Source organism: Geomicrobium sp. JCM 19037 (genome assembly GCF_000698105.1).
GTDB lineage: Bacteria > Bacillota > Bacilli > Bacillales > Marinococcaceae > Geomicrobium_A.
Genome location: NZ_BAWZ01000055.1, coordinates 1 through 22,244 on the forward strand (window position 1 = coordinate 1; position 22,244 = coordinate 22,244).

At 43.8% G+C, this 22,244-nt stretch carries 25 protein-coding genes and 2 pseudogenes; 24 read left to right on the forward strand and 3 right to left on the reverse strand.

Features of this window, described 5'->3' with window-relative positions; genetic code table 11:
• Positions 1 to 588: 588 nt before the first annotated feature.
• Positions 589 to 852, reverse strand: a complete 264-nt coding sequence (locus JCM19037_RS30380; RefSeq protein WP_373901394.1) for a UBP-type zinc finger domain-containing protein — start codon at positions 850 to 852, stop codon at positions 589 to 591.
• Between JCM19037_RS30380 and JCM19037_RS20765 the strand changes: the two genes are divergently transcribed.
• The 5 genes from JCM19037_RS20765 to JCM19037_RS30385 all read left to right on the forward strand — a co-directional run bounded on the left by JCM19037_RS20765 (position 824) and on the right by JCM19037_RS30385 (position 2,776).
• Positions 824 to 1,090, forward strand: a complete 267-nt coding sequence (locus JCM19037_RS20765) for a hypothetical protein (RefSeq protein WP_042404321.1) — start codon at positions 824 to 826, stop codon at positions 1,088 to 1,090. The two genes, JCM19037_RS30380 and JCM19037_RS20765, sit on opposite strands and share 29 nt — an antisense overlap.
• Positions 1,091 to 1,209: 119 nt before the next feature.
• Positions 1,210 to 1,386 (forward strand): hypothetical protein, encoded by a 177-nt coding sequence (locus JCM19037_RS26120; RefSeq protein ID WP_193744836.1) that lies wholly within the window; start codon positions 1,210 to 1,212, stop codon positions 1,384 to 1,386.
• A gap of 36 nt (positions 1,387 to 1,422) precedes the next feature.
• Positions 1,423 to 1,884 carry a PH domain-containing protein gene (locus JCM19037_RS20770; protein WP_042404323.1) on the forward strand — a complete coding sequence of 154 codons (462 nt, stop codon included), beginning with the start codon at positions 1,423 to 1,425 and terminating at the stop codon, positions 1,882 to 1,884.
• Positions 1,868 to 2,392 carry a GNAT family N-acetyltransferase gene (locus JCM19037_RS20775; RefSeq protein ID WP_238544846.1) on the forward strand — a complete coding sequence of 175 codons (525 nt, stop codon included), beginning with the start codon at positions 1,868 to 1,870 and terminating at the stop codon, positions 2,390 to 2,392. The genes JCM19037_RS20770 and JCM19037_RS20775 overlap by 17 nt, the downstream gene beginning before the upstream one ends.
• 21 nt (positions 2,393 to 2,413) lie before the next feature.
• The gene (locus tag JCM19037_RS30385) at positions 2,414 to 2,776 is read left to right on the forward strand and encodes a DUF4181 domain-containing protein (protein ID WP_042404326.1); all 363 of its coding nucleotides are present in this window, start codon (positions 2,414 to 2,416) and stop codon (positions 2,774 to 2,776) included.
• Positions 2,777 to 2,903: 127 nt separating this feature from the next.
• Here JCM19037_RS30385 and JCM19037_RS20785 read toward each other — a convergent pair whose 3' ends face one another.
• Positions 2,904 to 4,952: a glycoside hydrolase family 3 protein gene (locus tag JCM19037_RS20785; RefSeq protein ID WP_052364156.1), complete on the reverse strand. Its 2,049-nt coding sequence runs from the start codon at positions 4,950 to 4,952 to the stop codon at positions 2,904 to 2,906.
• Between the two features lie 287 nt (positions 4,953 to 5,239).
• On the opposite strand from JCM19037_RS20785, the pseudogene dacB reads away from it, so the two are divergent.
• From dacB to JCM19037_RS23730, 6 genes and pseudogenes are all read left to right on the forward strand, one after another.
• A pseudogene (gene dacB, locus JCM19037_RS20790) lies at positions 5,240 to 6,798 on the forward strand (D-alanyl-D-alanine carboxypeptidase/D-alanyl-D-alanine-endopeptidase).
• Entirely contained in the window at positions 6,795 to 7,043 is a 249-nt protein-coding gene (locus tag JCM19037_RS20795) for a hypothetical protein (RefSeq protein ID WP_042404328.1), read from the forward strand. Before dacB ends, JCM19037_RS20795 begins: the two are co-directional and overlap by 4 nt.
• 94 nt (positions 7,044 to 7,137) lie before the next feature.
• Positions 7,138 to 7,539 carry a GNAT family N-acetyltransferase gene (locus JCM19037_RS20800; protein WP_052364159.1) on the forward strand — a complete coding sequence of 134 codons (402 nt, stop codon included), beginning with the start codon at positions 7,138 to 7,140 and terminating at the stop codon, positions 7,537 to 7,539.
• A 16-nt stretch (positions 7,540 to 7,555) separates the two neighbouring features.
• Positions 7,556 to 7,687 carry a hypothetical protein gene (locus JCM19037_RS28930; RefSeq protein ID WP_255357961.1) on the forward strand — a complete coding sequence of 44 codons (132 nt, stop codon included), beginning with the start codon at positions 7,556 to 7,558 and terminating at the stop codon, positions 7,685 to 7,687.
• A 9-nt stretch (positions 7,688 to 7,696) separates the two neighbouring features.
• A complete protein-coding gene (locus tag JCM19037_RS23725) occupies positions 7,697 to 7,924 on the forward strand; it encodes a class I SAM-dependent methyltransferase (protein WP_052364160.1) in 228 nt (75 codons plus the stop codon).
• Between the two features lie 38 nt (positions 7,925 to 7,962).
• Positions 7,963 to 8,316, forward strand: a complete 354-nt coding sequence (locus JCM19037_RS23730; RefSeq protein ID WP_152549172.1) for a hypothetical protein — start codon at positions 7,963 to 7,965, stop codon at positions 8,314 to 8,316.
• Here the strand turns inward: JCM19037_RS23730 and JCM19037_RS20810 are convergent.
• Positions 8,313 to 8,549 carry a hypothetical protein gene (locus tag JCM19037_RS20810; protein WP_042404330.1) on the reverse strand — a complete coding sequence of 79 codons (237 nt, stop codon included), beginning with the start codon at positions 8,547 to 8,549 and terminating at the stop codon, positions 8,313 to 8,315. The two genes, JCM19037_RS23730 and JCM19037_RS20810, sit on opposite strands and share 4 nt — an antisense overlap.
• 115 nt (positions 8,550 to 8,664) lie before the next feature.
• Here JCM19037_RS20810 and JCM19037_RS20815 point away from each other — a divergent pair, with 115 nt between their 5' ends.
• From JCM19037_RS20815 to JCM19037_RS23735, 13 genes and pseudogenes are all read left to right on the forward strand, one after another.
• Positions 8,665 to 8,877: a hypothetical protein gene (locus JCM19037_RS20815; RefSeq protein WP_042404332.1), complete on the forward strand. Its 213-nt coding sequence runs from the start codon at positions 8,665 to 8,667 to the stop codon at positions 8,875 to 8,877.
• A gap of 557 nt (positions 8,878 to 9,434) precedes the next feature.
• Positions 9,435 to 10,205, forward strand: a complete 771-nt coding sequence (locus tag JCM19037_RS20820; RefSeq protein WP_052364162.1) for an IclR family transcriptional regulator — start codon at positions 9,435 to 9,437, stop codon at positions 10,203 to 10,205.
• A 75-nt stretch (positions 10,206 to 10,280) separates the two neighbouring features.
• Entirely contained in the window at positions 10,281 to 11,165 is an 885-nt protein-coding gene (locus tag JCM19037_RS20825) for an ABC transporter ATP-binding protein (RefSeq protein WP_238544845.1), read from the forward strand.
• A gap of 43 nt (positions 11,166 to 11,208) precedes the next feature.
• A pseudogene (locus JCM19037_RS20830) lies at positions 11,209 to 12,269 on the forward strand (ABC transporter ATP-binding protein).
• Positions 12,238 to 13,455, forward strand: a complete 1,218-nt coding sequence (locus JCM19037_RS20835; protein WP_042404337.1) for a dipeptidase — start codon at positions 12,238 to 12,240, stop codon at positions 13,453 to 13,455. Before JCM19037_RS20830 ends, JCM19037_RS20835 begins: the two are co-directional and overlap by 32 nt.
• Before the next feature lie 25 nt (positions 13,456 to 13,480).
• Positions 13,481 to 14,599, forward strand: a complete 1,119-nt coding sequence (locus JCM19037_RS20840) for an ABC transporter substrate-binding protein (RefSeq protein WP_255357962.1) — start codon at positions 13,481 to 13,483, stop codon at positions 14,597 to 14,599.
• Positions 14,596 to 15,138: an ABC transporter substrate-binding protein gene (locus JCM19037_RS28935; RefSeq protein ID WP_255357963.1), complete on the forward strand. Its 543-nt coding sequence runs from the start codon at positions 14,596 to 14,598 to the stop codon at positions 15,136 to 15,138. The genes JCM19037_RS20840 and JCM19037_RS28935 overlap by 4 nt, the downstream gene beginning before the upstream one ends.
• Before the next feature lie 64 nt (positions 15,139 to 15,202).
• Positions 15,203 to 16,153, forward strand: coding sequence for an ABC transporter permease (locus JCM19037_RS20845; protein WP_042404339.1), 951 nt, complete (start codon positions 15,203 to 15,205; stop codon positions 16,151 to 16,153).
• Positions 16,154 to 16,162: 9 nt separating this feature from the next.
• A complete protein-coding gene (locus JCM19037_RS20850; protein ID WP_052364163.1) occupies positions 16,163 to 17,056 on the forward strand; it encodes an ABC transporter permease in 894 nt (297 codons plus the stop codon).
• A 13-nt stretch (positions 17,057 to 17,069) separates the two neighbouring features.
• Positions 17,070 to 17,906 (forward strand): alpha/beta fold hydrolase, encoded by an 837-nt coding sequence (locus JCM19037_RS20855; RefSeq protein WP_042404342.1) that lies wholly within the window; start codon positions 17,070 to 17,072, stop codon positions 17,904 to 17,906.
• A gap of 181 nt (positions 17,907 to 18,087) precedes the next feature.
• Positions 18,088 to 19,059: a hypothetical protein gene (locus tag JCM19037_RS20860; protein ID WP_042404344.1), complete on the forward strand. Its 972-nt coding sequence runs from the start codon at positions 18,088 to 18,090 to the stop codon at positions 19,057 to 19,059.
• The gene (locus tag JCM19037_RS20865; protein ID WP_152549173.1) at positions 19,041 to 19,409 is read left to right on the forward strand and encodes a hypothetical protein; all 369 of its coding nucleotides are present in this window, start codon (positions 19,041 to 19,043) and stop codon (positions 19,407 to 19,409) included. The genes JCM19037_RS20860 and JCM19037_RS20865 overlap by 19 nt, the downstream gene beginning before the upstream one ends.
• 224 nt (positions 19,410 to 19,633) lie before the next feature.
• Positions 19,634 to 21,775, forward strand: coding sequence for a M14 family zinc carboxypeptidase (locus JCM19037_RS23735; RefSeq protein ID WP_193744837.1), 2,142 nt, complete (start codon positions 19,634 to 19,636; stop codon positions 21,773 to 21,775).
• Positions 21,776 to 22,244 lie beyond the last annotated feature (469 nt).

Consider the following 22,244-nt stretch of genomic DNA (forward strand, 5'->3'; position numbering starts at 1 on the left):
CCGGCCATCACATGCTTGTGCCAGGTGGTGAGTCTCGGTTACAACTTTCTACCTTCGGAAAACGTTTTTCGTGTTGCCCCCAACCTTTGCAGTGACCAACAACGATCGGCAACGAGATGAATTTCAACACGCAATACGCAAGCACTCACCCAGAAAGACCTATCTCTGACATCCGATTCAGTGAATTTCTTTCATTCAACGTATACAGATGCATTCGACGTAAGAAGTTTGTTGCGGTAAAATTATAATGATTCAGTTTTTGGGGGTTATTATGGAATTGGTCATCAACAGTCCGTTGCAACCGACACTTTTCAAGCAAAAAATTAGAAGTAATAAAAATGTGTTAGGGAATTTATCCATAGCGAAGCCATTTGGTTTTTTGCTAGGGAGAAATCGTTTAAAGCCAAGGTTGATAAGTGTGTGGTGTGTGTTATCGAGCAAAAGAAAGAATATAAAAGAAGAAATTGGAAGGTTTTTGTTCAAGATAAGCATTCAAAGCTGGAACGAGCAGGGGAAATCATCATGGTTTCAAATACGAAAGAAACACTATCCGCTAATGCGACTTTTTATACAGCGACCTTTCAGAATCTATGTTTTGAAATAACAAAACCGTATATGCAACTCGGTAAACACGAATCTTACCTTTACGATGGTCATCAACAACGTATAGCTAGCGTAGTCACATCGCACACAAAAAAACCGAGATTTAAGAAGACGGTGTACATTCATGAAGACAAGATGTTCAGTGCAGGGGAGCTTGCTTTTTTCGTCGTGGTTTTGAATATGACTCTTTTTGAATCGTAGACATGAGGAGTGGGGAATTATGATGCTAGTTAGCCACGCATCTAAAATATTAAATTATTACGTTTATTTAAAAAACACGTATTTACATCATACATACGGAAATCGCGAGGGAAGATTTCCATACGTTGAACAGCCAAAAGCGTATTTTCTAGAACCGTTTGAAGAAGCTTTTGCGAATCTTTGGAAGTCTACAGTTGTTCAGCTTGCCAAAGATTTGAACAGTGATTCGTTGTTATATGAAACGATGAATGACCGAGTTCGGCACCACTTGTTCTGCCTTCAGTAAGAGGAGGGGAGCATTACCGATTAACCGAACGAGGCTTTCACCATTGGTGGGAAAGTTTTGCAGGAGGCTTTGCGCTAGAAAAATCACTTTCAGATGCAATCCATACGTTATATGACGACGTGAATCAACAAGAGGTCGGAGATCGAGCAGTAAGCTTGAGCATCATTTATGATGATGTGGAGCTGTCTACTGTCGTTGGGGCGCCTGGCTTTTGTGTCGTTTCTGTTAAGGAGCTTCTTCTAAAGTACGATGAAGTTTTGGCACGAGTAATTGCTTCGGTTCGAGAGACGTCGTAAGTGGTGTATTCGCTCAATAGGGAGGTGATCGAATTCATGAAAACACGAACGAGTTATTCGATAGGGATGAATACCTTTATTATAATCGTGCTCATTCCTGCGAGCATCCCGTTGTTCATCAGTCCTCACCCGGTGGGGTTTGCGATTATCGGTTTCACCATTCTTTTTATTGGTGGTTGTTTCATTATTCATTACAAATTGACAGATAACCAGCTACACATTTATTTTTGTTTTTTTATACGAGCAAAATCCATTCCCCTTCAAGAAATTCAAGCGATTCGACCGACGCGTAGCCTAATCAGTGCTCCGGCGGCGAGTATAAAAGATCGCCTGGAACTGGAACGGTCGGGGTGGCTAATGCCGATCATCGTTTCACCGAAAGATCAGAGTGGGTTTATTGCGCATATCGAGCGCATCCATCCAAGTGTGGATGTTGACCCACAGTTATCTACTGAAATTAAAGGAGATGAAGCAGGTGAAGATGACACCAATACATAACGAAGATGAAAACGAGGTGATCACATTTCTTTTAGCGAGCACCTGGCCGTTTCATCGTTCGGTATCTTCCTCAGACGAGGAGTATCGAAAAGTGTTTCAATCGTTTTATATGAACAGAAACAATCAGGCGTTTTGGATAGAGAATGATGCCGAAAAGGTTGGGCTCTTAGTTATTGAAGACATTAACGATGACATTCCATTTATCGATATGAGGTTAGCTGAACGTTTTCGGGGTCAAGGGCTTGGTAAACAGTGTCTTCATTGGGCAACCGATTACATTTTCCAGTTGCCACAAAAAAAGTACCGCATTGAAGGGCACACGAAAGTGGCTAACATTGCCATGAGAAAAACGTTTCATGCGTGTGGCTATGTGAAGGAAGGGTACTTTCGCGATGCGTGGGAAAATAGTGATGGCTCCCTGGAGGATTGCCTTTGCTACGCCTTTATACGAAGAGATTGGGGAAAGGATACGCCTACGCCGCTACCGGTTGATGAGTTGCCATTCTAATCATTCAGGAAGGGGATTGACATGAACTTACTTTTAATTCTCAGTGGAGTTTTAGTGTCGCTATTCATTTTTAATCTAATCATGCGTAAAGTGCTGGATGTGGAAAAAAGAAGCCATTTTCTCACGAAGTCTGTCAATCGGACACACAGTATCATTGATTGGGGAATACGGATTACGTTCATCGTCTTAATATTTATTGGGCTCGCGTATGCTTATGAAAACCCTGAACCCCTTCCTTGGTTCGTCCATAACTGGATGTATATTTTTCTTATATCGTTTCTCTTACTTGAGGTTGTTCGTGCCTATTTTGAATGGAACATGATCCGGAGAAAAACCGTTATTTGCATACGCTCTCGCAAGTTGCTTTTCTGCTCGTTGTTGTAATTGTGTTGTACTCGACAAACATGTTTGGTGTTTTAGGGTAAAACATTTTTTTGGCTCACCTTCGTAAAACAGCCAGCTTATATGGGGAAGGAACACAGGCGCCGAGAGCGCCCGTATTCCTTTGCTATTATTGATTAATAAACAAGCGTCCCTTTGCAATGTCTCTTTCTTCGTTTCCGTATTCATCGATAGCGATGACCTCAATTTCTGCTCCAGCAACAGATAAGTTGTTGGTTGCCGTCCAATACCCGACGTAATGGCCGTCTTCAACCTCGGTCATCGGCATTTCTGTAGGTGCACTAAGTGGGTTAAAGAGCGGTGCGCGCAAAGCGAATGACGCAGCCATTCCAGGTTCACTATCGAAAGAAATCTTCACTGACTCACCTGCTTGAAGGCTGAGGTCTTCTGCTGGTTGTAAGTTTTCGATGGCTCGAGAATCATCGGATTCATAACTTAAGCCGTGACCGAATTGATAGTCATCGCCAATCGTTACTGGCAACTTCCCGCCAGGTTCAGCACCGAAGATCACATGAACCGCAGCTTCCCAAGAAACCGGGACAGGCGACCCCCAGCGCTCGATGGCGTAAGAGGACAAATGGGCATCCACATCTGGGTAGTTCCCGATGTCATAGGGCAGCCCTAATGAGACTGTTGCGACGGGAACATCTGTGGAGGAAAGGGCGAGTACTAAATCTTGCTGTCCTTCAGGCAATACATCGGCAGAGAACGTCGGTACGATTACGCGATCGGCTTCGGACGTAGAAGTGACTGCTTCTTCAATTTCATCAGCATTTGGATCATTTGACGTAACGATATATTCTACGTTACCGCTGCTTTTTGCGTCTACAGCTGCGGCGATGTCTTCAATGTAGTACGATTGATTGTAAATTTCCGGTCCGACGACGAGTGTATGTGCTTCTTCATCGGCATCAAACGGCAGCACGTCTTCGTTTTTCACAAGCGTAATGGAATCTTGAGCCATACGTTTGGCTAGCTGTTGATGTGCTTCATCGTTAACGACATCCGTTGCGGTTTCTGGGTCAACGAAGCGGCGCTCATCTAAGTTGTAGTTTTCTTTCGTTTGTAGAATGCGCTCTAGAGATTCATCGACGCGTTCTTCTGTTAAATCTCCAGATTCTAAAGCTTCAACCATCGTTTCGAATGTCTCGATTTGCTGGTCGAGCGAACCTGTTGCCATGACGATGTCGGCACCGGCATTAATGGTCATGACTCCGGCCTCTCCTGCGCCCCAACGATCATCAATAGCATCCATCGACATGGCATCGGTCACTATCAGTCCGTCAAATCCCATCTCTTCACGAAGCAGTCCGGTTAAGACGTCTTCCGACAAGGTTGCGGGCAGATCCGGATCGATCGCTTCAATGATGACATGTGAGGTCATAATGGAGTCTGCACCGGCATCGATGGCAGCAACAAATGGTGGTAGATGAACGTTATCTAACGTCTCTCTATCATATGTGACAACGGGCAGGTCATAGTGAGAGTCTTCGCTCGTATCTCCGTGACCGGGAAAGTGTTTCGGTGTTGAGAGTACACCGTTGTCTTGGTAGCCCATCACTTGGGCAACGGTCATATCTGAAACGAGTTCGGTATCTTCTCCAAAGGCGCGTACACCGATAACTGGATTATTTGGATTTGTATTCACATCTGCCAAAGGGGAATAGTTCCAGTTGAAACCGGTGGCAATCATTTCATCGGCGGTAACTCTTGCCATGTCTTCAGTTGCCTGAAGGTCTCTCGTCGCCCCGATTCCCATTTGCCTAGGAAAAGCTGTTCCGTCCGTCACATGCTGGTTTGTGCCGTATTCCAAATCGGCTGTGGAGAACAAAGGAATTTGCTGCTCAGTCTCTAATGCCCATTCTTGCAGTTGGTTATTGTATGCTGCGGTTGTTTCTGCGTCCCGGTCTCCATAAATAATGACAGATCCAGCTTTATAATCTCGAATTAACATTTCTGTGTCTTCATTTGGCATCTGTGCATCGTTGTCATGTGTAGAAGGCATAACGAGTTGTCCGATTTTTTCTTGTGGAGACATCTGATCGATGAGTTGTTGGACATCCGGTGTACCGTGTTCTCCGCCAAGAGCGGATGCAGGCATTGAAATTGCGGCAATTCCGATAACGCCGTACGTGAACAAAGATCGTCCTTTTTTCATGATACTCGCTCCTTATTTCTTAAATTTCACCAATGTGAGATTGGCGCTTATATAAAACCATTCTGCAAAAATCTGCCTAATCCCTTAAATCTGTAAATTTCAGGAATAAGGTCTCGTTCATCTCGATTAAGAATAAGGCCATCATTCCTTATTACATAGAGGAAGAGCCTATATCAGCTTTAAAATATAGAATACTCAGTCAATTAGTGCTACGATGGTGAAAATTTGAAGGGGGAATGTGTATGGGAAACGTGAATCAAACGTTCAAATGGTCCCTTGTCGGCGTCATGATTGTCGGTACGGTAGCGGCGGGTTCAGGTACGGATTTACACGGTCAGGATGAGGTGAGCCCAGAAATTGAACTGCGGAATGACCTCTTAGATATACTTGATGAAGAACAGTTACATAGTGCGTTAGCGGGGGTTCATGTTCAATATGCTGAAACGGGAGAGGAGTTGTTTTCCCATCAAAGCCATACGAGCTTGGCACCAGCGTCTGGACAAAAGCTACTTGTAGGGGCAACGGCGCTAGACGTTCTCGGTCCTGACTTCACATTTGAAACAGGTGTATACACAGACGGTGATTTAGAAGGAAATGAATTGCACGGCAATGTGTACGTAAAAGGGGGCGGTGATCCGACGATGCTTCCTGATGATTATGAACAATTTGCACAAACGTTACGTGAGGCTGGAATTGAACAGATTCACGGCGATATTATCGCGGATGATTCTTACTTTGATGATCGGCGATTATCTTTGGATTTATCGTGGGCAAATCAACGTGGTCATGTCGGTGCACAAGTATCAGCGCTTAGCGTTGCCCCCGATGCTACCCTCATCTCAGATCTTGCTCTTGATCGCTACAACACCGGTTCCATTTATGTTGAAGTTCATCCAGGAGAGGAAGTGGGTGACGCGGCAGATATTCGTGTCACACCTGAGTCCGATTATTTTACGATCGATAATCAGATGACAACGGTTGAAGAAGGTGGAGAACGAGCGTTAACGAGCTGGGACCGAGCGCACGGAACGAATGACATTCATTTTGAAGGGACAATTCCTGTTGGAGCCAATCCATTTACACAATACGTCTCCATTTGGGAACCGACGGAGCTTGTGCTCAATCTATTCCACGACGGTTTAGGCGATGAAAACATTGAAGTGCACGGAGAACTCGTACTTGGAGAAACGCCTGAAGATGCCGAACAACTGGCGCATAAACAGTCAATGACGTTGGAACAATTAATGATTCCTTTTATGAAGTTCAGTCAAAATAATCATTCAGAACACTTGACGAAAACGTTAGGAAAAGTCGTTGAAGACGAAGGTAGCTGGGATGCTGGATTGTCTGTTGTTGAAGATTATCTTGATTCAGCGGGCGTGGACATGGACGTTGTCCAGCTAAGAGACGGCTCTGGAATGTCTCATCTGAATGCCATTCCGGCAGAACAGATGACACAGCTGCTCAGTCATGTGCAGACAGAAGATTGGTACGAGGTTTTCTATGACTCTTTGCCTGTCGCAGGTGAACCAGACCACTATGTTGGTGGGACGCTACGCACAAGAATGTAGATACAGCGGCGGAGGGCAACGTTACTGCAAAGACGGGAAGCCTCACATCTAAGTCCTCTCTATCTGGTTATGTGACAGATGCAGATGGCCATGAGCTGATCTTTGCCATGCTGTTCAACAACTATAAGGGCAGTTCCCCAACGAGCGTTGAGAACGAAATCGCGGTAAGGCTGGCAGAATATAGTGCGGAAGGTGACGGTGGTGACGACGATTCCTCTCCGATACGCAATGTGAAACCGGCTGAAGACGTTACACTTCGAGCGGTGAATCCGTGAAAGTGTCCTTTGAAGGGGAGCCTGGGCTAGAGGCAGCATTTTCAATTCGAGTTCCGTTATTTACAAGAAGTGCACCGCCAACAGAAGTAACGATGAGAGAAGCTGAAGAAGGGGTGTATGAAGGATATTGGACAGCGACAAATAACTTAAGCGTTGACGGCGCGCAGATTGAAATTCGCGCAGTGAATGATAAAGGAGAAGAGTATCGGGACGTTGCAGAAGGAAGAATAACTATCGAGCGTTAAATGGAGCCATGGCCCTTTCCTGAAGGGTCGCGGCTTTTTTATTGCCATGAGTTGATGTGGCGTAGTAGCATAATGTAAAAAGTGAAGGATGAGCATGTTGAACCTTAGGCGGTATGGAAAACAGGACGAAAATGACTTATTCCAATTGATTGAATCAGAAGGTGAGGAGTGGAACGACTATCTCACTGAAGAAGGGCGCGAGAACTATAAAAAGACGTTAGCAGGCTCATTAACGCTTCTCGCTTATGAGGGCGAAGAGCTTTGTGGATACTCTAGGTCAATTGTTGACGGTGAGTTTCATGTATACGTATGCGACTTGCTTGTACATCAAGAAAAGCGTGGGAACGGGTATGGCGAAAAACTTATGGCCGCCATTTATGAAAAGTATCCAAATCATACCGTGTTTGTCATGTCAGACGTGGATGAGTATTATGAGAAGCTAGGGTATCGAAAAGAAGGAACGGTTTTTGAAGTGAACCCACCCTCATCATCATAAGCAGGAGTGATTAGCATTGGAGAGCTATTTCTATGAAGCATTTGAAGACTTAAGCCGTCTGGCACCAGGAAGTGATGCATCAACGAGAAAGGCAGCATCGCTCGTTAAGAAATCAACGAACAACATGAAAATCTTAGACATCGGTTGAGGAAATGGAGTGCACACATTTCTTCTTGCAGACCTCTTTCCGAACGCCCAAATCATTGCAGTAGATACACATCAGCCGTATTTGGATGAGTTACTTTGCCGTGTTGAAAGACTCGGACTGGAAGAAAGAATTCAAGTACATAATCAATCGATGTTGGCGTTGGATTTTCCACATGAATATTTTGATCTCATCTGGGCGGAAGGTCGATCTACATTATTGGCTTTCAACAAGGATTGAGCGAGTGGAAAGCATTGTTAAAACCAGGCGGACAGCTTGTGTGCAGTGAAATTTCTTGGCTTCATTCATCTCCTTCTTCAGCGAGTCGCTCTTTCTGGGAAGAAGGGTATCCAGAAATTAATACTGTAGCAAATAAGGTAAGTCAAATTACTGAAAATGGTTATGAGTATTGTTTCTCGTACGTATTGCCCTATGAAGACTGGACCGAGCACTATTACGAACCGCTTGCACGTAAGCTCGACGAAATGACCGAGTTGTACATCGACGTCCCTGAAGCGCTAGAAGTCATTGGAATGATACAGATGGAGATCGAACTATTTCATGATCATCCAAACGATTACAGCTACGTGTTCTACGGTATGCAAAAAATGAAGAAGAAAGCGGTAAATTAAACCGTTTTCTTTTTAATTGTCGTGATGGACGCATCTACAAGGTCATTGTAACGAACGACGTAAAAGTGCCCCTCTTCCTGAACGATGACCTCTTCGTCCCCGTCGCTAAGCTTATATAACCTACCGGTTACTTGTGTCGTATTCCGCCCATTTCGATACGTGAGTGTGACGATATTGGGCCCTTGTGCAATCGACTCCACTAACACTCGTTTCATCTGTTCAAGATCTTCCACATCGCACCTCCAGTGAGTTCTTAATTTCATTATACACGAACATAAGTTCGAATCAACTGTTGAAAAGAAACATACGTTCGTATATAATATATAAAAATGCGAACGAGGTGAGTTCATGCTGTATGCATTGAGGCAATCTCTAGAGAAAAGAAGACGAGTTCAAATTATCTATCAAGCGAAGAGCGGAAAGCTAACACAACGGGAAGTTACTGTTTATCGTTTGAATGACGTAGATGTGATTGTGTGGTGCCACATGAAAGGTGCGGTTCGGACATTGAAGCAGGCGAACATCCTTGCTGTGGAGGACGCAAGCTCTTCAACATCGTAAATGACCACGCGTAAACTCTTTTTTACGCTCATAATGTTGAGGTCAACTATAGCTTCACCAGCTGAGACGCTTTCTTCTTATGGTGAAATCACTGATTTTCAAAAATACACTTCATAAAAATAACGAGAATCTCACCATAGATCGTTTTAAGATAAGGTTTTCGCCCCCACACACCACGCCGACGCTAAGTCCGCTCAGACTTAACATTGTATAGTGCGGCAACTAGGAAGAATACCGACCGGAAATTTGAGGGAGTATATTTGCTGCTTTATGGTGAGATCTACGAATATACCGAAGAAACATGTGCTAGAAGCCGAGGTAGAGAAAAGAGAAAAAACGAACATTCATGCCGCGACTGCGGTTTTTTTGTATGTTCAAATGTACACGTTATAGTTTTTTAATTCTGAACAATTCATTTAATAAGCTTGTGTGCATGACGAATGTTCTATTGACGTTATTGTGATTCGTGATTATGCTATTTGTACGAAAATTAAAAATAGAAACACTGGTTCATATATAGAACCAATCTATGAACGTATTTACTAAGGGGGATGCTGTTGACTTCCAAAACAGTACATAAATCGTTAACCGTTTTAGAGAAATTCACGGTCGAACAACCAGCTTGGGGTTTGCGTGAATTGGCTAGAGAACTTGATATGAACCATACAGTCGTTCATCGTTTTTTATCGACTTTTGAAGACCGAGGGTATTTAACGAAAAATGAAGACTCTGGAAAATATGAAGTCGGTTTTAAATTGTTGGAGCTAAGTCATGTAGCGCAGGAAAAGTTTAAGTTATCGGAACAAATACAAGCCACAATGCAGAAACTAGCCATGGAGACAGGTGAAAGTAGTGTTTTTACGTTAAGGGATCATGACTACGGTGTGTTTATCAACATTGCAGAAGGTAGTAATATTGTCCGGTTTGCTGATTCAATCGGTAGACGTTCACCGTTGTATTTAGGAGCTACACACAAGTCAATATTGGCGTACCTACCAGAAGACGCCATTGCTCGGGTAGGTGAACGAGCTGTTGAAGAGAAGTTTATACAGTCTCCAAGTCAACTCCATGAGACGTTGAAGGTTATCCGTGAACAAGGCTATGCGTATAGTGCGAGTGAAACATTTGAAGATGTCGCAGCAATGGCTGTCCCAATATTTAATCGAGATGCAAGAGTGATTGGTTCATTAGGAATTGCTGGGCCACCGTATCGAATCTCAGAAGAATATGCGATGAAAAATGCGCACATCTTGTTCCGATACCAAAAGGAAATTCAACCCATCATTAAAGTGAGCCCTAATGAATTATCGGAACTTTATGTCAATTGAAGGTGAGGAGGGGGAACAATTACAAAGATATTGGAAGTTGAAAACCTGAGAACATCGTATAAAAGCAAAGATCGTGTGACAAAAGTTGTGGATGGCGTCTCATTTCATGTTGATGAAGGAGAAGCGATTTGCATCGTTGGTGAGTCCGGTAGCGGAAAGAGTGTCACTTCATTAAGCGTGATGCGACTTGTTGAATTTGAGAATGGTCAGATTGATGGCGATGTTCGTTTCTTAGGTGAAGATTTGGCTAAGAAAAAAGGAAGTGAAATGAGGAAAATCCGGGGCAAAGAAATGTCGATGATCTTTCAAGAACCACTGACCGCTTTGAATCCGGTATTTACAATAGGCAAACAAATTACAGAGGCCATTCACTTTCATGAAAAAGTAACAAAATCAGAGGCATTGACGAGAGCAGAAAAGCTGCTCGCTCAAGTCGGTTTGTCTGATACTAAAACAAGACTCAAGCAGTATCCACATGAGCTATCTGGTGGGATGAGGCAGCGGGTAATGATTGCAATCGCACTCGCCTGTGAGCCGAAATTACTCATCGCCGATGAGCCAACAACGGCGTTGGATGTAACGATAGAAGCGCAAATTCTTGAACTTCTTCGTAGTCTTAGAGAAGAGCGAAAGATGTCTCTTATGCTCATTACTCATGATATTGGTGTCGCTTATGAAATGTCGGACAGGCTGATCATTATGTACGCTGGGAAAATTGTAGAAGAGGGGAAGACATCAGACATTTTTGACACCCCTCATCACCCGTACACGAAAGCGTTACTTCGCTCGGTACCTTCAATGGACGGGGAGCGAGGCGTGCCTCTATATTCAATCCCTGGTAGTATCCCGAGTCTACATGATATGCCTGTCGGTTGTCGCTTTGCCTCTCGCTGTGATTTCGTCACTGAAAAGTGTATACAGACTGAGCATCGATGGAAGAGACAGCAGTTGGCAGTGTAGCATGTTGGCACTCAGAAAAAGTGGCAAAGAGTGAGGTGACGGTATGAGTGCAACAGACGCAAAACCCCTTGTGAAAGTTTCCCATCTAAAAAAACACTTTCGGATTAAAGAGGGGTTTGCAAAACCAAAAATATTACGTGCGGTTGATGGTGTTAGCTTTGATATTTATGAAGGTGAAACACTAGGGCTTGTTGGTGAATCAGGTTGTGGAAAGTCGACGCTTGGAAGAAACATCTTGCGACTGCAGGAGCCGACGGAAGGAACCGTAACTTTTGAGGATCAAGATGTCCTGTCGTTATCCAATCGAGATTTAAGAAATCTAAGAAAAGATATGCAAATGATCTACCAAGATCCATTTGGCTCACTTAATCCAAGGTTTAGCATTGGTCAATCCATCGGCGAAATGTATGATATTCATCAATTGTATAAAGGGAAAGAAAAGGAACAAAAAATCCAAGAGCTACTCGAGTATGTCGGTTTAGACCCTACTAGAATGAATCATTACCACATGAGTTTTCTGGGGGGCAAAGACAGAGGGTAGGTATTGCAAGGGCGTTAGCATTGAACCCTAAGTTTATTGTTGCTGACGAACCTGTATCAGCATTAGATGTATCTGTACAATCACAAATTATTAATCTACTCATGCGATTAAAAAAGGAACTAGGGTTAACGTTACTGTTTATTGCACACGGATTAAATGTTGTCCGGCATATCTCTGATCGAGTCGGTGTTATGTATCTTGGAAAACTTGTGGAGTTGGCACATACGGATGAAGTGTTTGATTCACCTGCGCACCCGTATACAGCGGCATTACTCTCCACTGTCCCAGAAGCGAACCACGTAAAAAAAGAAAGAATTATTTTAAGAGGAGAGGTTCCTTCACCTGCAAACCCTCCTAGTGGCTGTCGCTTCCAAACTCGTTGTCCTTTAGCAACAAACTTATGCAAACAGGAGATACCAGAACTAACAGAAATGACACCAGGTCATTTTGTTGCCTGTCATTATCCACTACAACCATATGAAACACTGCAAGACGCCATAAAAAAAACAAAATCAAGAAGGAGCATGATGTATGCAAACAAAAAAAGAAATCGCAAATCCTAAACACTATGACGGGTACAAATCATTTCAGTATCTTGACGCAGGCGAAGATTATAAGGAATATGAGCTTTCTGAGGAAGATACTCGCGTAGAGAAGTACGAATACCCAGTAAGTAGTGAGGAAGAAGAGCTAGCGACACAAATTTTAAACGAAGATCATATCGTCTCGATGCATGAGCATACGTTTGTCGCCCCTAAAGACTTATCGCAATTTTATGAGTTCCGTCATCAGGGCAGAGATTGGACAGGTTTTGAAGCGTTAAGTCGTTCTGGCCTCGATGTAATTTTTGAGAACTTTATGGATGGCACAGCGATGATCACATCCCAAGCTGGCTGGAAGTGGTCAGATGTCATTCACGATATCGGAATTCGGTATAGCGACATTGCTCATCAAGATATGGTCATAAAAGCAGAGCGAACAGAAGATTTATACCGTGCAAAAAAGGAAGGGAAAATTGCATTTGTAGGTGCTTTAGAGTCTTGCTCAATGATTGAGAACGAGCTAGATCGCCTAGACGTATTACACGGACTCGGTATTCGAACGATGGGTGTCGTATATTCTGAAGCAAACGCATTAGGATCTGGACTTCGTGAGCCAAACGATAGCGGGCTGAGTGTTTTTGGGAAGCAAGCTGTACGTAGAATGAACAAATTAGGGATTACCGTAGACATCTCCCATGCAGGTGACCAAACATCACTGGATACGATTGAAACGAGTGAGAAGCCGGTCACGATAAACCACGCGGGTGCAAGAACGTTATGGGATTCAAAGCGTATGAAACCAGACGAAGTGATTAAAGCTTGTGCGGCGCGTGGAGGCGTTATCGCAATTGAGGCAGCACCGCACTCTACGATTACGAGCAACCATCCAGAACATAACATTGAATCATTTATGGAGCACTTTGAGTACACAGCAAACCTAGTTGGAATTGATCACGTTGCTTTTGGACCAGATACACTGTTTGGTGATCATGTGAAATTACATGAGTTATTAGCATCAAGATTATCGATTAAATCCGCGCAAAAATCTGACATGGTTAAGGTTGACTATGTAAAAGGGTTGGAGAACCCAGCAGAATGCTTCCCGAACATCGTGCGCTGGCTCGTCAAACGTGGGTATTCACGTGAAGATATTCGCAAAGTTATTGGACTGAACATATTCAGAGTGCTTAAAGAAAACGTGGGCTAAATAATAAGTAGGAGGGGGTAGGGGCATGAAGAAGTTAGCGAGAACAGGCTTACTTATCGTAGCTAGTCTTGGTGTTTTATCGGCGTGTGCGTATGGTTCAGAAGATTCGTCCGGTGATGATGGTAATTCAAGTGGGGAGACAGTTGAAGATTCCGGAGAAGAAGCTGAAGAAGGAAGTGGTGGGCAATCAGGAGGGAAAGTTTCCATTCCTATCGTTGCTGACCCTACATTTAACCCGTGGCACCCGAACGCGTATGCTGAATCCAATGTCGTGAACCGCGTCCTATTTTCAGGGTTAACAAAACCAGGTGAAGACTTAGTTCCGTCACCAAGCTTGGCGGAGTCGTGGGAGACTTCGGAAGATGAATTGGAGTGGACATTCCAAGTTCGAGAAGATGTACTTTGGCACGATGGAGAAACTTTTGATTCTGAGGATGTCTCGTATACATTTAACGAAATCGTACTCAATGAGGAATTAGGGGCAAACGGCGCGTCATTTTTCGGTGATGTAGAAGAAGTTGTCGCAGATGATGAGTTTACAGTGACGTTTAAGCTGTCGAATCCTGTAGCAGCATTACCGGCCTACCTTGGATTCAACTCAGAGATTCTTCCAGAACATATCTTTAACGGGGAAGACCCATGGGACTTGAGTTCCTTTAATAAGGATAATGCCGTAGGAACCGGGCCGTTCAAAATGTCGACGTACACTTCCGGTCAATCCGTAGTTCTTGAAAGAAATGAAGATTACTTTGGAGATACCGCTCTATTAGATGAAGTGGAATATAAAGTGTTGGCAGATAGCAATACACACGTTGCGCAAATTTTAAGTGGCGAGTTATCAATCTTTTCATTAGAGGATACTGCATCCATTGAGCGGATTGAGCAGCAAGATGGGGTTGATGTGTACCCTCGTGAAACGACACAGTTTTATTGGTTATCACTCAATCAAGAACATGAAAAATACCAAGAGCCGCTCGTTCGCCAAGCCATCACACACGCGATTAACCGCGAAAACATCATTGATACTGTCCTACAAGGATACGGAACCATTGCAGATCACGGGATATCCCCGGCACTTGAGGAGTATTACCGTGATGATGTAGAAACATTGGCGTATGATCCAGACGAAGCGTCTCTCTTATGAGCGAAGCAGGCTGGGAACAAAATGACAATGGCGTATTCGAAAAAGATGGAGAAACGTTCGACATCAATTTTGAAATCGGAATTCAAGGGGATTTGGAGCAGATTGCTCAATTAATTCAACAATATTTAATTGAGGTCGGCTTTAATGTTGAACTTCAGACGATGGAATGGAACACGATGATTGATCAAGTTGTTATTAACCGTGATTATGATGTAACGCTAAACTGGTGGCGTTATGCAAGCGATCCTGATTTACAGCCATATATCCATTCTGAAAATGCTGGAAGTGGCAATAACATTCCTGGCTACCAAAACGAGGAAATGGACCAACTGCTTGAAGCAGGCGCGCAAACAAGTGATATGTCTGAAAGGCAAGAAATCTACAATCAAGCACAAGAATTAATGGCAACAGAACAGCCTTACAACTTCCTATGGTATCCGCAGGAAGCGCAAGTGAAGGTAGACGCTTTGCAAGGTGTACCAGATCTCGCATTCGGAGATTCATTGCATTACATTAATGAATGGTATTTAGAACAGTGATACATCCCGCCCGTAAAGGGCGGGCTTAAAAAAACTAACCCTGATTAGAGGGGGGGCTATTCCGATGTTACGTTTCTTACTTAACCGAGCTGGTCAAAGTGTTATTTTGTTATTTATTGTTACCGTCATCACGTTCTTTCTCATCAATCTTGCACCAGGTGGACCTTCAGGTGTAATGAGAATGGATGCATCTGAAGCAGAGAGGCAAGCGATGATTGAGCGTTACGGGCTTGATGATCCTGTGGTTGTTCGTTATGGGGATTGGATCTTCAATGCTGTTCAAGGGGATTTTGGGACGTCTTTCTCGAGTAATCAGCCCGTGATTGAACGTGTGTTAGAAAGAATTCCTTATACAATTGAGCTAAGTTTATTCACGCTTGCACTCGCGATTTCCATTGGAATCGTCCTCGGTGTTATTTCAGCAATCAAGCGTGGAACTATTGCAGATTATTCGATTAACTTTATTAGTGTTATCGGGTTATCTGTACCTGCATTTTGGTTGGCGCTGATGCTTATTCAATGGTTTTCTATTCAGCTTGGTTGGCTCCCATCCTCAGGTGTTGGTGCACGTGGAGAAAACTTTGATCTATTAAACTGGCTTTCACATTTGTTGTTGCCTGTATTGATTTTGTCGACAACGATCTTACCGAACATTGTAAGGTTCACACGCTCTTCAATGCTAGAAGTGATCTCTCAGCAATATATTCGAACTGTACGTGCAAAAGGGGCAGGAGAGCGTACTGTAATTTATGTTCATGCGCTAAGAAATGCGTTAATTCCGGTGATTACGATGATCGGAGTGCTCATCCCTAGATTGTTGAGCGGGGCCGTAATCACCGAGGCAATTTTCGGCTGGCCGGGAATCGGCACCTTGATTTTGGAAGCGGCTCAAAGCCGTGATTATCCTTTGGTCATGGGTGTCACAGTTATTATTACTTCTGTCGTAATTTTATCCAATTTAATCGTTGATCTTGTTTACTCAAAAATAGACCCACGCGTTAAGAATATTTCATAGATTTAGGAGATGAATAACGATGGAGAACGTAACTGGCTGAACGGCCAGCCGATTGCTGTTAGCGCTCCAGCCAAGTTGAGTTTGATGCAGCGCCTATATCAAAATAAACTCGCTTTCTTTTCCCTTTGCTTTATTGTATTGCTTCATCTTGTTGTCTTTTTAGTTCCTCTAGTTTGGCCACATCATCCAGATCGAATTGCTGAGATAGGTGTTCATGCTAGTTGGTCACTCACCCATCCATTTGGAACAGATGAACTGGGTCGTGATGTATTTGCCCGCCTCCTACACGGGGGCCAGGTGACATTGCTCGTCGGGCTAGCCGCAATGATTTGTTCCATTATCATTGGTGTATTTGTCGGGGCAGTCGCTGGTTTTTTTGGAAAGAGTATAGAAGCTGTGCTCATGAGATTTACGGAAGCGATGATGGCGATACCGAACTACTTTTTCGTTCTTGTTGCCCTAACTGTTCTCGGTACATCGCCAGCAATGGTCATTCTTGTTATTGCCTTCACGACGTGGATGGAGATTGCTAGAGTGGTGTACGGTGAAACCCTTAAATGGAAAGAGTATGAGTTTGTCGAGGCTGCGATTGCGTCTGGGGCAACAAAAATGAGGGTGCTGCTAAGGTACGTACTGCCACAAGTTACACCTTCAATAATTGTTGCAGCAACGCTCTGTATAGCGGGAGCCATTCTCACCGAAAGTGCCATTAGTTATCTTGGCCTTGGGATTCAACCACCAACACCAACATGGGGGAATATGTTGCAAAATGCCCAGCAGTACATTTGGACAGCCCCAATGCTCGGTTTTTTACCGGGAATCGCAATTACGCTCATTGTTCTTGCCTACAATTTTCTTGGTGATGGCTTACGGGACGCACTAGATCCAAAAAACACAAAGTAGGAAGGAGATTAGCATGAAACGAATGATTAATGGGAATGAACTATACATTGAAGAACAGGGAAATCCAAATGGAAAAGCCATCTTTTTCATTCACGGGGCACCTGGTCTTGGAGACTGTCGAAGTGACATTAAAGCATTTTCAGATCTCGGTACCGATTATCGGTTAATCTTCATGGATATGAGGGGTTCGGGTTATTCTGAAGGAAAACCGCCTTTCACACATGAACAATGGACTGAAGATATTGAGTCAGTGAGAAAAGAACTCGTCGATGAACCGATTATCATATTAGGTGGATCTTACGGCGGGTTTCTTGCACTAGAATATGTACTTCGCTATCCAGAATCTGTACGAGCAGTACTACTTCGTGATACTGCGGCGAGTAAACGCTTTGATCAAGATTCTGTTCAAGCGGCAAAAGATGCGAACCTTACCGATGTGAGCGAAGACGAACTCATTCGTCTCTTCGCTGGAGAGGTCGCATCAAACGAGGAATTTAAACGAGTGTTTTCCGCTATTCAGCCTCTTTACACCGTTGAATACGATGAAGTCGCCGTTAAAAAGAAGATGGACAGTATCTATTATCGATATGAAACACATAACGCAGCATTCAAATACAACAAACCTAATTATAATATTGTTGATCAGTTGCCGAGCATTAATGTCCCTGTATTTATTACTGTTGGCAGACACGATTGGATTACACCAGTGGAATGCTCGGATGAGATAGCGAGTCATATTCCGAACCATGAATATCACATTTTTGAACAGAGTGGACATTCACCTCATCATGAAGAGAACGAATTATACCTCGCTCGACTTCGCGCTTTTTTTAACAAGTACGAATTATAATTGTTCCGCCAATCCTTATGGTTTGGTGGTTTTTTGCTGTTATTTAGCTTTTTCTATTAATGAGAGGGTCAGTTTATTATAAGGATAAAAAATATCTTGGTTTTCACGTTGATTTGCAAAGAAGAACCTCTCTTTATGTAGTAGCATGGCAGAATATACAGAATCCTAAAGAGGTGATTGCATGTCAAATGCATATGAAGTGAGTAAACGAGTATTTGAGGAGTACTTCTTAAAGCGTAATCACGTTCAAACAGCGGTTACACCAGGAGTTAAGGAATACAACCGGGGGTCTGTGTCAAACCCAGAATATGCTCCGATTTATATGGGAGGGCGTTATTACCGGATGGCTTCGTTTATGATTTTTCTCTCGCAACTCGAATATGAGGCTAGAGAAGTTCATAAAGAAGACAGCTTGGCTGTTGAAGTAAGTGACGAGCTATCGAAAGCAATCAATGCGATCTTCGATGAAACAAGTGAAGGTGGCGAGATGGAAGGGTATTTAAGAGACGGTCCGATGGATGGTGGTACACCTGGCATTAGTGCACTAACGGCGAGCCTCGTCTTTATTAAAGGACTGAATGGGAATCTTTGCGATAACGTTAAAGAGCGGGTGGAGGATATGCTTGACCAGTGTTGGGATTGGAGTGATCGCCATTACCGTGAACATACGTGGTCTTTTATGGACGATCATACCATTGAGTATATGGTCGATCATTTGATTGTTGATGATGAGCAATCCTTTCCGAATGCGCGTTATCCGATGAATGGGGTAATGTGGTATGCCTATGCAATGGCGATGGACAGCTACCTTAATCACAATGGTCAAGTGTATGACCAACCTTATGGAAGAACAGCCCGAAGATTCAAGAATATGGGCATATACATTCAGGAAATCAATTATGATGTGAGTCAATTTTCGAAGAATCTCACTGCAGGGAAACAGCATCTTACAGGAGCAGGGCGGCCAGTGCTTATCGCAGGGTATACGTCTTGGACGGGCATGCATTTAGGGATGCTGGAATATGGCTTAAAAGCAACCATGAAAGAAAATTTTATGAGGAAGTTGAAGGTGGATTTCAAGCGGGTGCGCGTGAGCTTGCTGAAGGGTTCCGTGTTCTTGTTGACGTTCATGGGGTGGTTCCAAACCAGCTGAGTCCAGACACGACAGTGAGAAGAGAGGAAGACTTTTCTTCTCTGCCGACGCACATCGCTGATGACGGGGAACAAATCGTTGACTACAGTCGTCAAATTCCTGTGATGAATACGGGAGATGTGAAAGGTGACCAGCCATTTCAAGATTGGTGGGACAGGTTTATTAAAGATTATTATCCAGATGTGGACGGCTTCAATACATCTATTGAACACGCGATCGACTCTGATTGGAGAGCTGAAGTGCAAGGTGATGATCGCGACAAACGAACACATGACATTACCGAGCCGAATTTCCTGCGTGCGTGTTTGGCGCTTGCTCACGGAATGATGAGAAGATTGACATTTCGTTAACGCATGAAAATTGTAATTAAACCGCCCAGTTCGTTGATGGATTGGGCGGTGCTACATGTGTAATGTCCTAAACTCGATAACATCGACCTGCATCAATTGTGTAGAGGAGATAAGTATAAATGTTTATTTTTAGTTTATTCGAATTAGTTAATTAAATTTAGTGAATTTTTGTGCTAGTATTCAAATTACTTAGGGTGACTAAATAAATGGAGGAGGGCTTTTATTTGAAAACATCAGCTTGGAAATATTCACTGTCATTCGTACTACTTCTTTCACTGTGGCAACCAACGGAATCTTTTGCTCTACTTGAAGAGGAAGAGTATGAAGAACCGAGTGCGCAATCAATTGAAGCGTTAGATGAACGTTGGACGAATTACGAAGAAATGGTTGAAGAGCTTTTCCGTATCGAAGAGATGAGTGAAGGTCTTCTGGAATTAGATGTGATAGGCGAATCCCATCAAGGTCGCGACATTTATGCGACGAGAATGGGCGATGGCGATCAAGTGTTACTCATTGATAGTGAGATTCATGGCAACGAAAAATCAGGCACAGAAGCCATTATCGATATGTTGGACGAACTTGCAGCGGGTGAAAGAGATCATATACTAGAGGAAGTAACGATTGTCACCGTTCCTAAGCTTAACCCTGATGGCTCTGAACTCGTAAAACGTCAAAATGACATCTCTTGGGAAGAAGTCCTTGAATATCATCCCCACTTAGAGGGCGCTGAACCTGCTTGGTATCATAATGAAAGCCGTAACGGTTTTGATATTAATCGTGATTTCCATCCGGACTTGGACTTTGAAGCAGAGGCAGATGATTTGCCTGGAACGAGTGCTCATTACGGATTCTACTTAACGAATGAAGCTCGCGCTCTTGCTGATTTATATCAAGAACTACAAGAAGAGTTTGGCATTGTGGAATCGTATGTGAATTTGCACCATATGGGCACGCCGCAACTTGAAGGCACGGATCAGGATGTGTCGATTGCGCTTAGCCACCCGCCGCTAGGACCAGATAACAACCCTAAATACGTGGAAGACTACCCAGAATGGGACCAAGACAAATCCCGGCGTTATAATTTAGCAGCGGCAGAAGGCATTCATGCTCATGCAGAAGATGGCCATGAAGCGGGGCTGGCTCGGTACACGTACCCGTCAACCTTTGACCTTTCTGGCATTGCGTTAGGTGCATTCGGTTTGAACGGAAGCGGAGCGGTATTATTTGAAATGGCAGGACAACAACCTCAAGTTCCTTATGATCAAGAACTCATTGATAAGGTTACAGCAGGTCTTTGGGGAATTGCGGAGTCGATGACGGATGGCTCAGTGCACGAGCTTGATGGCGATGCATTTTATGATATTCCGAAGTACTGGCCGGATACGCCGCCAGTGAGCGACCCTGAGCAATATGTGTTTGATTTCACCGATGATGTCGTTGGTGAACAGCCTGACGAGTGGTCACCGATTTGGCAAGGTGAAGACGAGCAGCTTACCATTGCTGATGAACCACTGCGCTTGGAGCATACCGCTCGTTCAGGTGTGAGAGGCTTTACAGCGGATGCGGTAGGAGAACTTTATGGAAGTACAGAAATCTTCGCACTCGTTCAAGGCTCGAACATTCAAAACCACGTATTTGAACTTGGATTCCATATGTCTGGGTCGCCAGGAAGTGAGAATGACATTTATGCAGATGCACGGCTCCCAGACGATGAGTACGAGAACGGAACCGTCCGAATTATGCAACGAAGCGGGGGCTCAAGTACAACCCTCGGCATCGCCGAGCCAGGTTTTGAAGTATCTGAAGATGAATGGTACCGTGTATTACTTCAAAGAGATGCAGCGGCCTTGCAACTCAAAGTTTGGCCAGATGGTGAAGACGAGCCAGACAGTTGGCAAATCGTCACAACCGAAGACAACATGTACGGAGGCCAAGTTGGATTTTCACACAGCACGCCAGGTGCAGTGAATGACTTTGCTTACATCGGTGTAGGCGTTGGAGGAGAACGTGCCCCGCATGCTGACGACGACCATCTAGGAGAACCTGTTGATCCACCAGAAGAAGGGCTCATCCGCAACTTGCAACCAGCTGAAAATAGGACGCTTGCAGCAGGTGAATCCGTAAGAATTGCGTTTGATAGTGACCCCGGCTTGAATGCGGTGTTCTCCATCCGCCTGCCGCTCACGAGTCAGTCACAACCGCCTACTGAATTGCCGATGTGGGAGAGCTCACCTGGACAATATGTCGGCTATTGGACCGCCATAAGAAACCTTTCAGTTCAAGGCGCTGAAATCGAAGTGAAAGTGACAGATGCTGACGGAAATGAAACGAGAGAGACTGCAGAAGGACGTCTAAATATTAACTAACGTGTGAGGATTGCCCAATTTTTGGGCAATCCTTTTTATTTGCTGGGGATGGGAAGCAGTAGTGTTAACACAAACTTCTGTGATAGTAACATACAGGAAAATAGTAATAGTTAGCTCCCCGCATCTTGAATAATCACACTCGATTTTTTTCGTACGCCAGTCTTTGATTAGAACCAGAGCTTATTAGTAGTCTATTTTCATCTATGCTTATCCACCGTATGGTGTCTATTCGTCTTAATTACTTGAGCTTTAATAAGAGTAGCGTTTTGAGAAATTCATGATAGTAGAGGGTTAAGGTGAAATATGAGCACCTGTTATCATCATTTTTTTGCTCAAAAGCTAATTTTGTTAAAAAATACAAACATCCTTCAAAGTATTTCTAGGGGTGGGACATATGCATATTGAAAGAAAATTAATTAATTATTTTTTCTAATCACTAGACAGCGCTTTCATATTAGTATACTATTAC

Excerpts from the sequence above, each read along its gene's own strand:
- JCM19037_RS20765 (WP_042404321.1), top strand. The coding sequence starts at position 824 with ATGATGCTAGTTAGCCACGCATCTAAAATATTAAATTATTACGTTTAT.
- JCM19037_RS20770 (WP_042404323.1), top strand. The coding sequence starts at position 1,423 with ATGAAAACACGAACGAGTTATTCGATAGGGATGAATACCTTTATTATA.
- JCM19037_RS20775 (WP_238544846.1), top strand. The coding sequence starts at position 1,868 with ATGACACCAATACATAACGAAGATGAAAACGAGGTGATCACATTTCTT.
- JCM19037_RS30385 (WP_042404326.1), top strand. The coding sequence starts at position 2,414 with ATGAACTTACTTTTAATTCTCAGTGGAGTTTTAGTGTCGCTATTCATT.
- JCM19037_RS20785 (WP_052364156.1), bottom strand. The coding sequence starts at position 4,952 with ATGAAAAAAGGACGATCTTTGTTCACGTACGGCGTTATCGGAATTGCC.
- JCM19037_RS20800 (WP_052364159.1), top strand. The coding sequence starts at position 7,138 with ATGTTGAACCTTAGGCGGTATGGAAAACAGGACGAAAATGACTTATTC.
- JCM19037_RS20815 (WP_042404332.1), top strand. The coding sequence starts at position 8,665 with ATGCTGTATGCATTGAGGCAATCTCTAGAGAAAAGAAGACGAGTTCAA.
- JCM19037_RS20835 (WP_042404337.1), top strand. The coding sequence starts at position 12,238 with ATGCAAACAAAAAAAGAAATCGCAAATCCTAAACACTATGACGGGTAC.
- JCM19037_RS20840 (WP_255357962.1), top strand. The coding sequence starts at position 13,481 with ATGAAGAAGTTAGCGAGAACAGGCTTACTTATCGTAGCTAGTCTTGGT.
- JCM19037_RS28935 (WP_255357963.1), top strand. The coding sequence starts at position 14,596 with ATGAGCGAAGCAGGCTGGGAACAAAATGACAATGGCGTATTCGAAAAA.
- JCM19037_RS20845 (WP_042404339.1), top strand. The coding sequence starts at position 15,203 with ATGTTACGTTTCTTACTTAACCGAGCTGGTCAAAGTGTTATTTTGTTA.
- JCM19037_RS20850 (WP_052364163.1), top strand. The coding sequence starts at position 16,163 with ATGAATAACGATGGAGAACGTAACTGGCTGAACGGCCAGCCGATTGCT.
- JCM19037_RS20855 (WP_042404342.1), top strand. The coding sequence starts at position 17,070 with ATGAAACGAATGATTAATGGGAATGAACTATACATTGAAGAACAGGGA.
- JCM19037_RS20860 (WP_042404344.1), top strand. The coding sequence starts at position 18,088 with ATGTCAAATGCATATGAAGTGAGTAAACGAGTATTTGAGGAGTACTTC.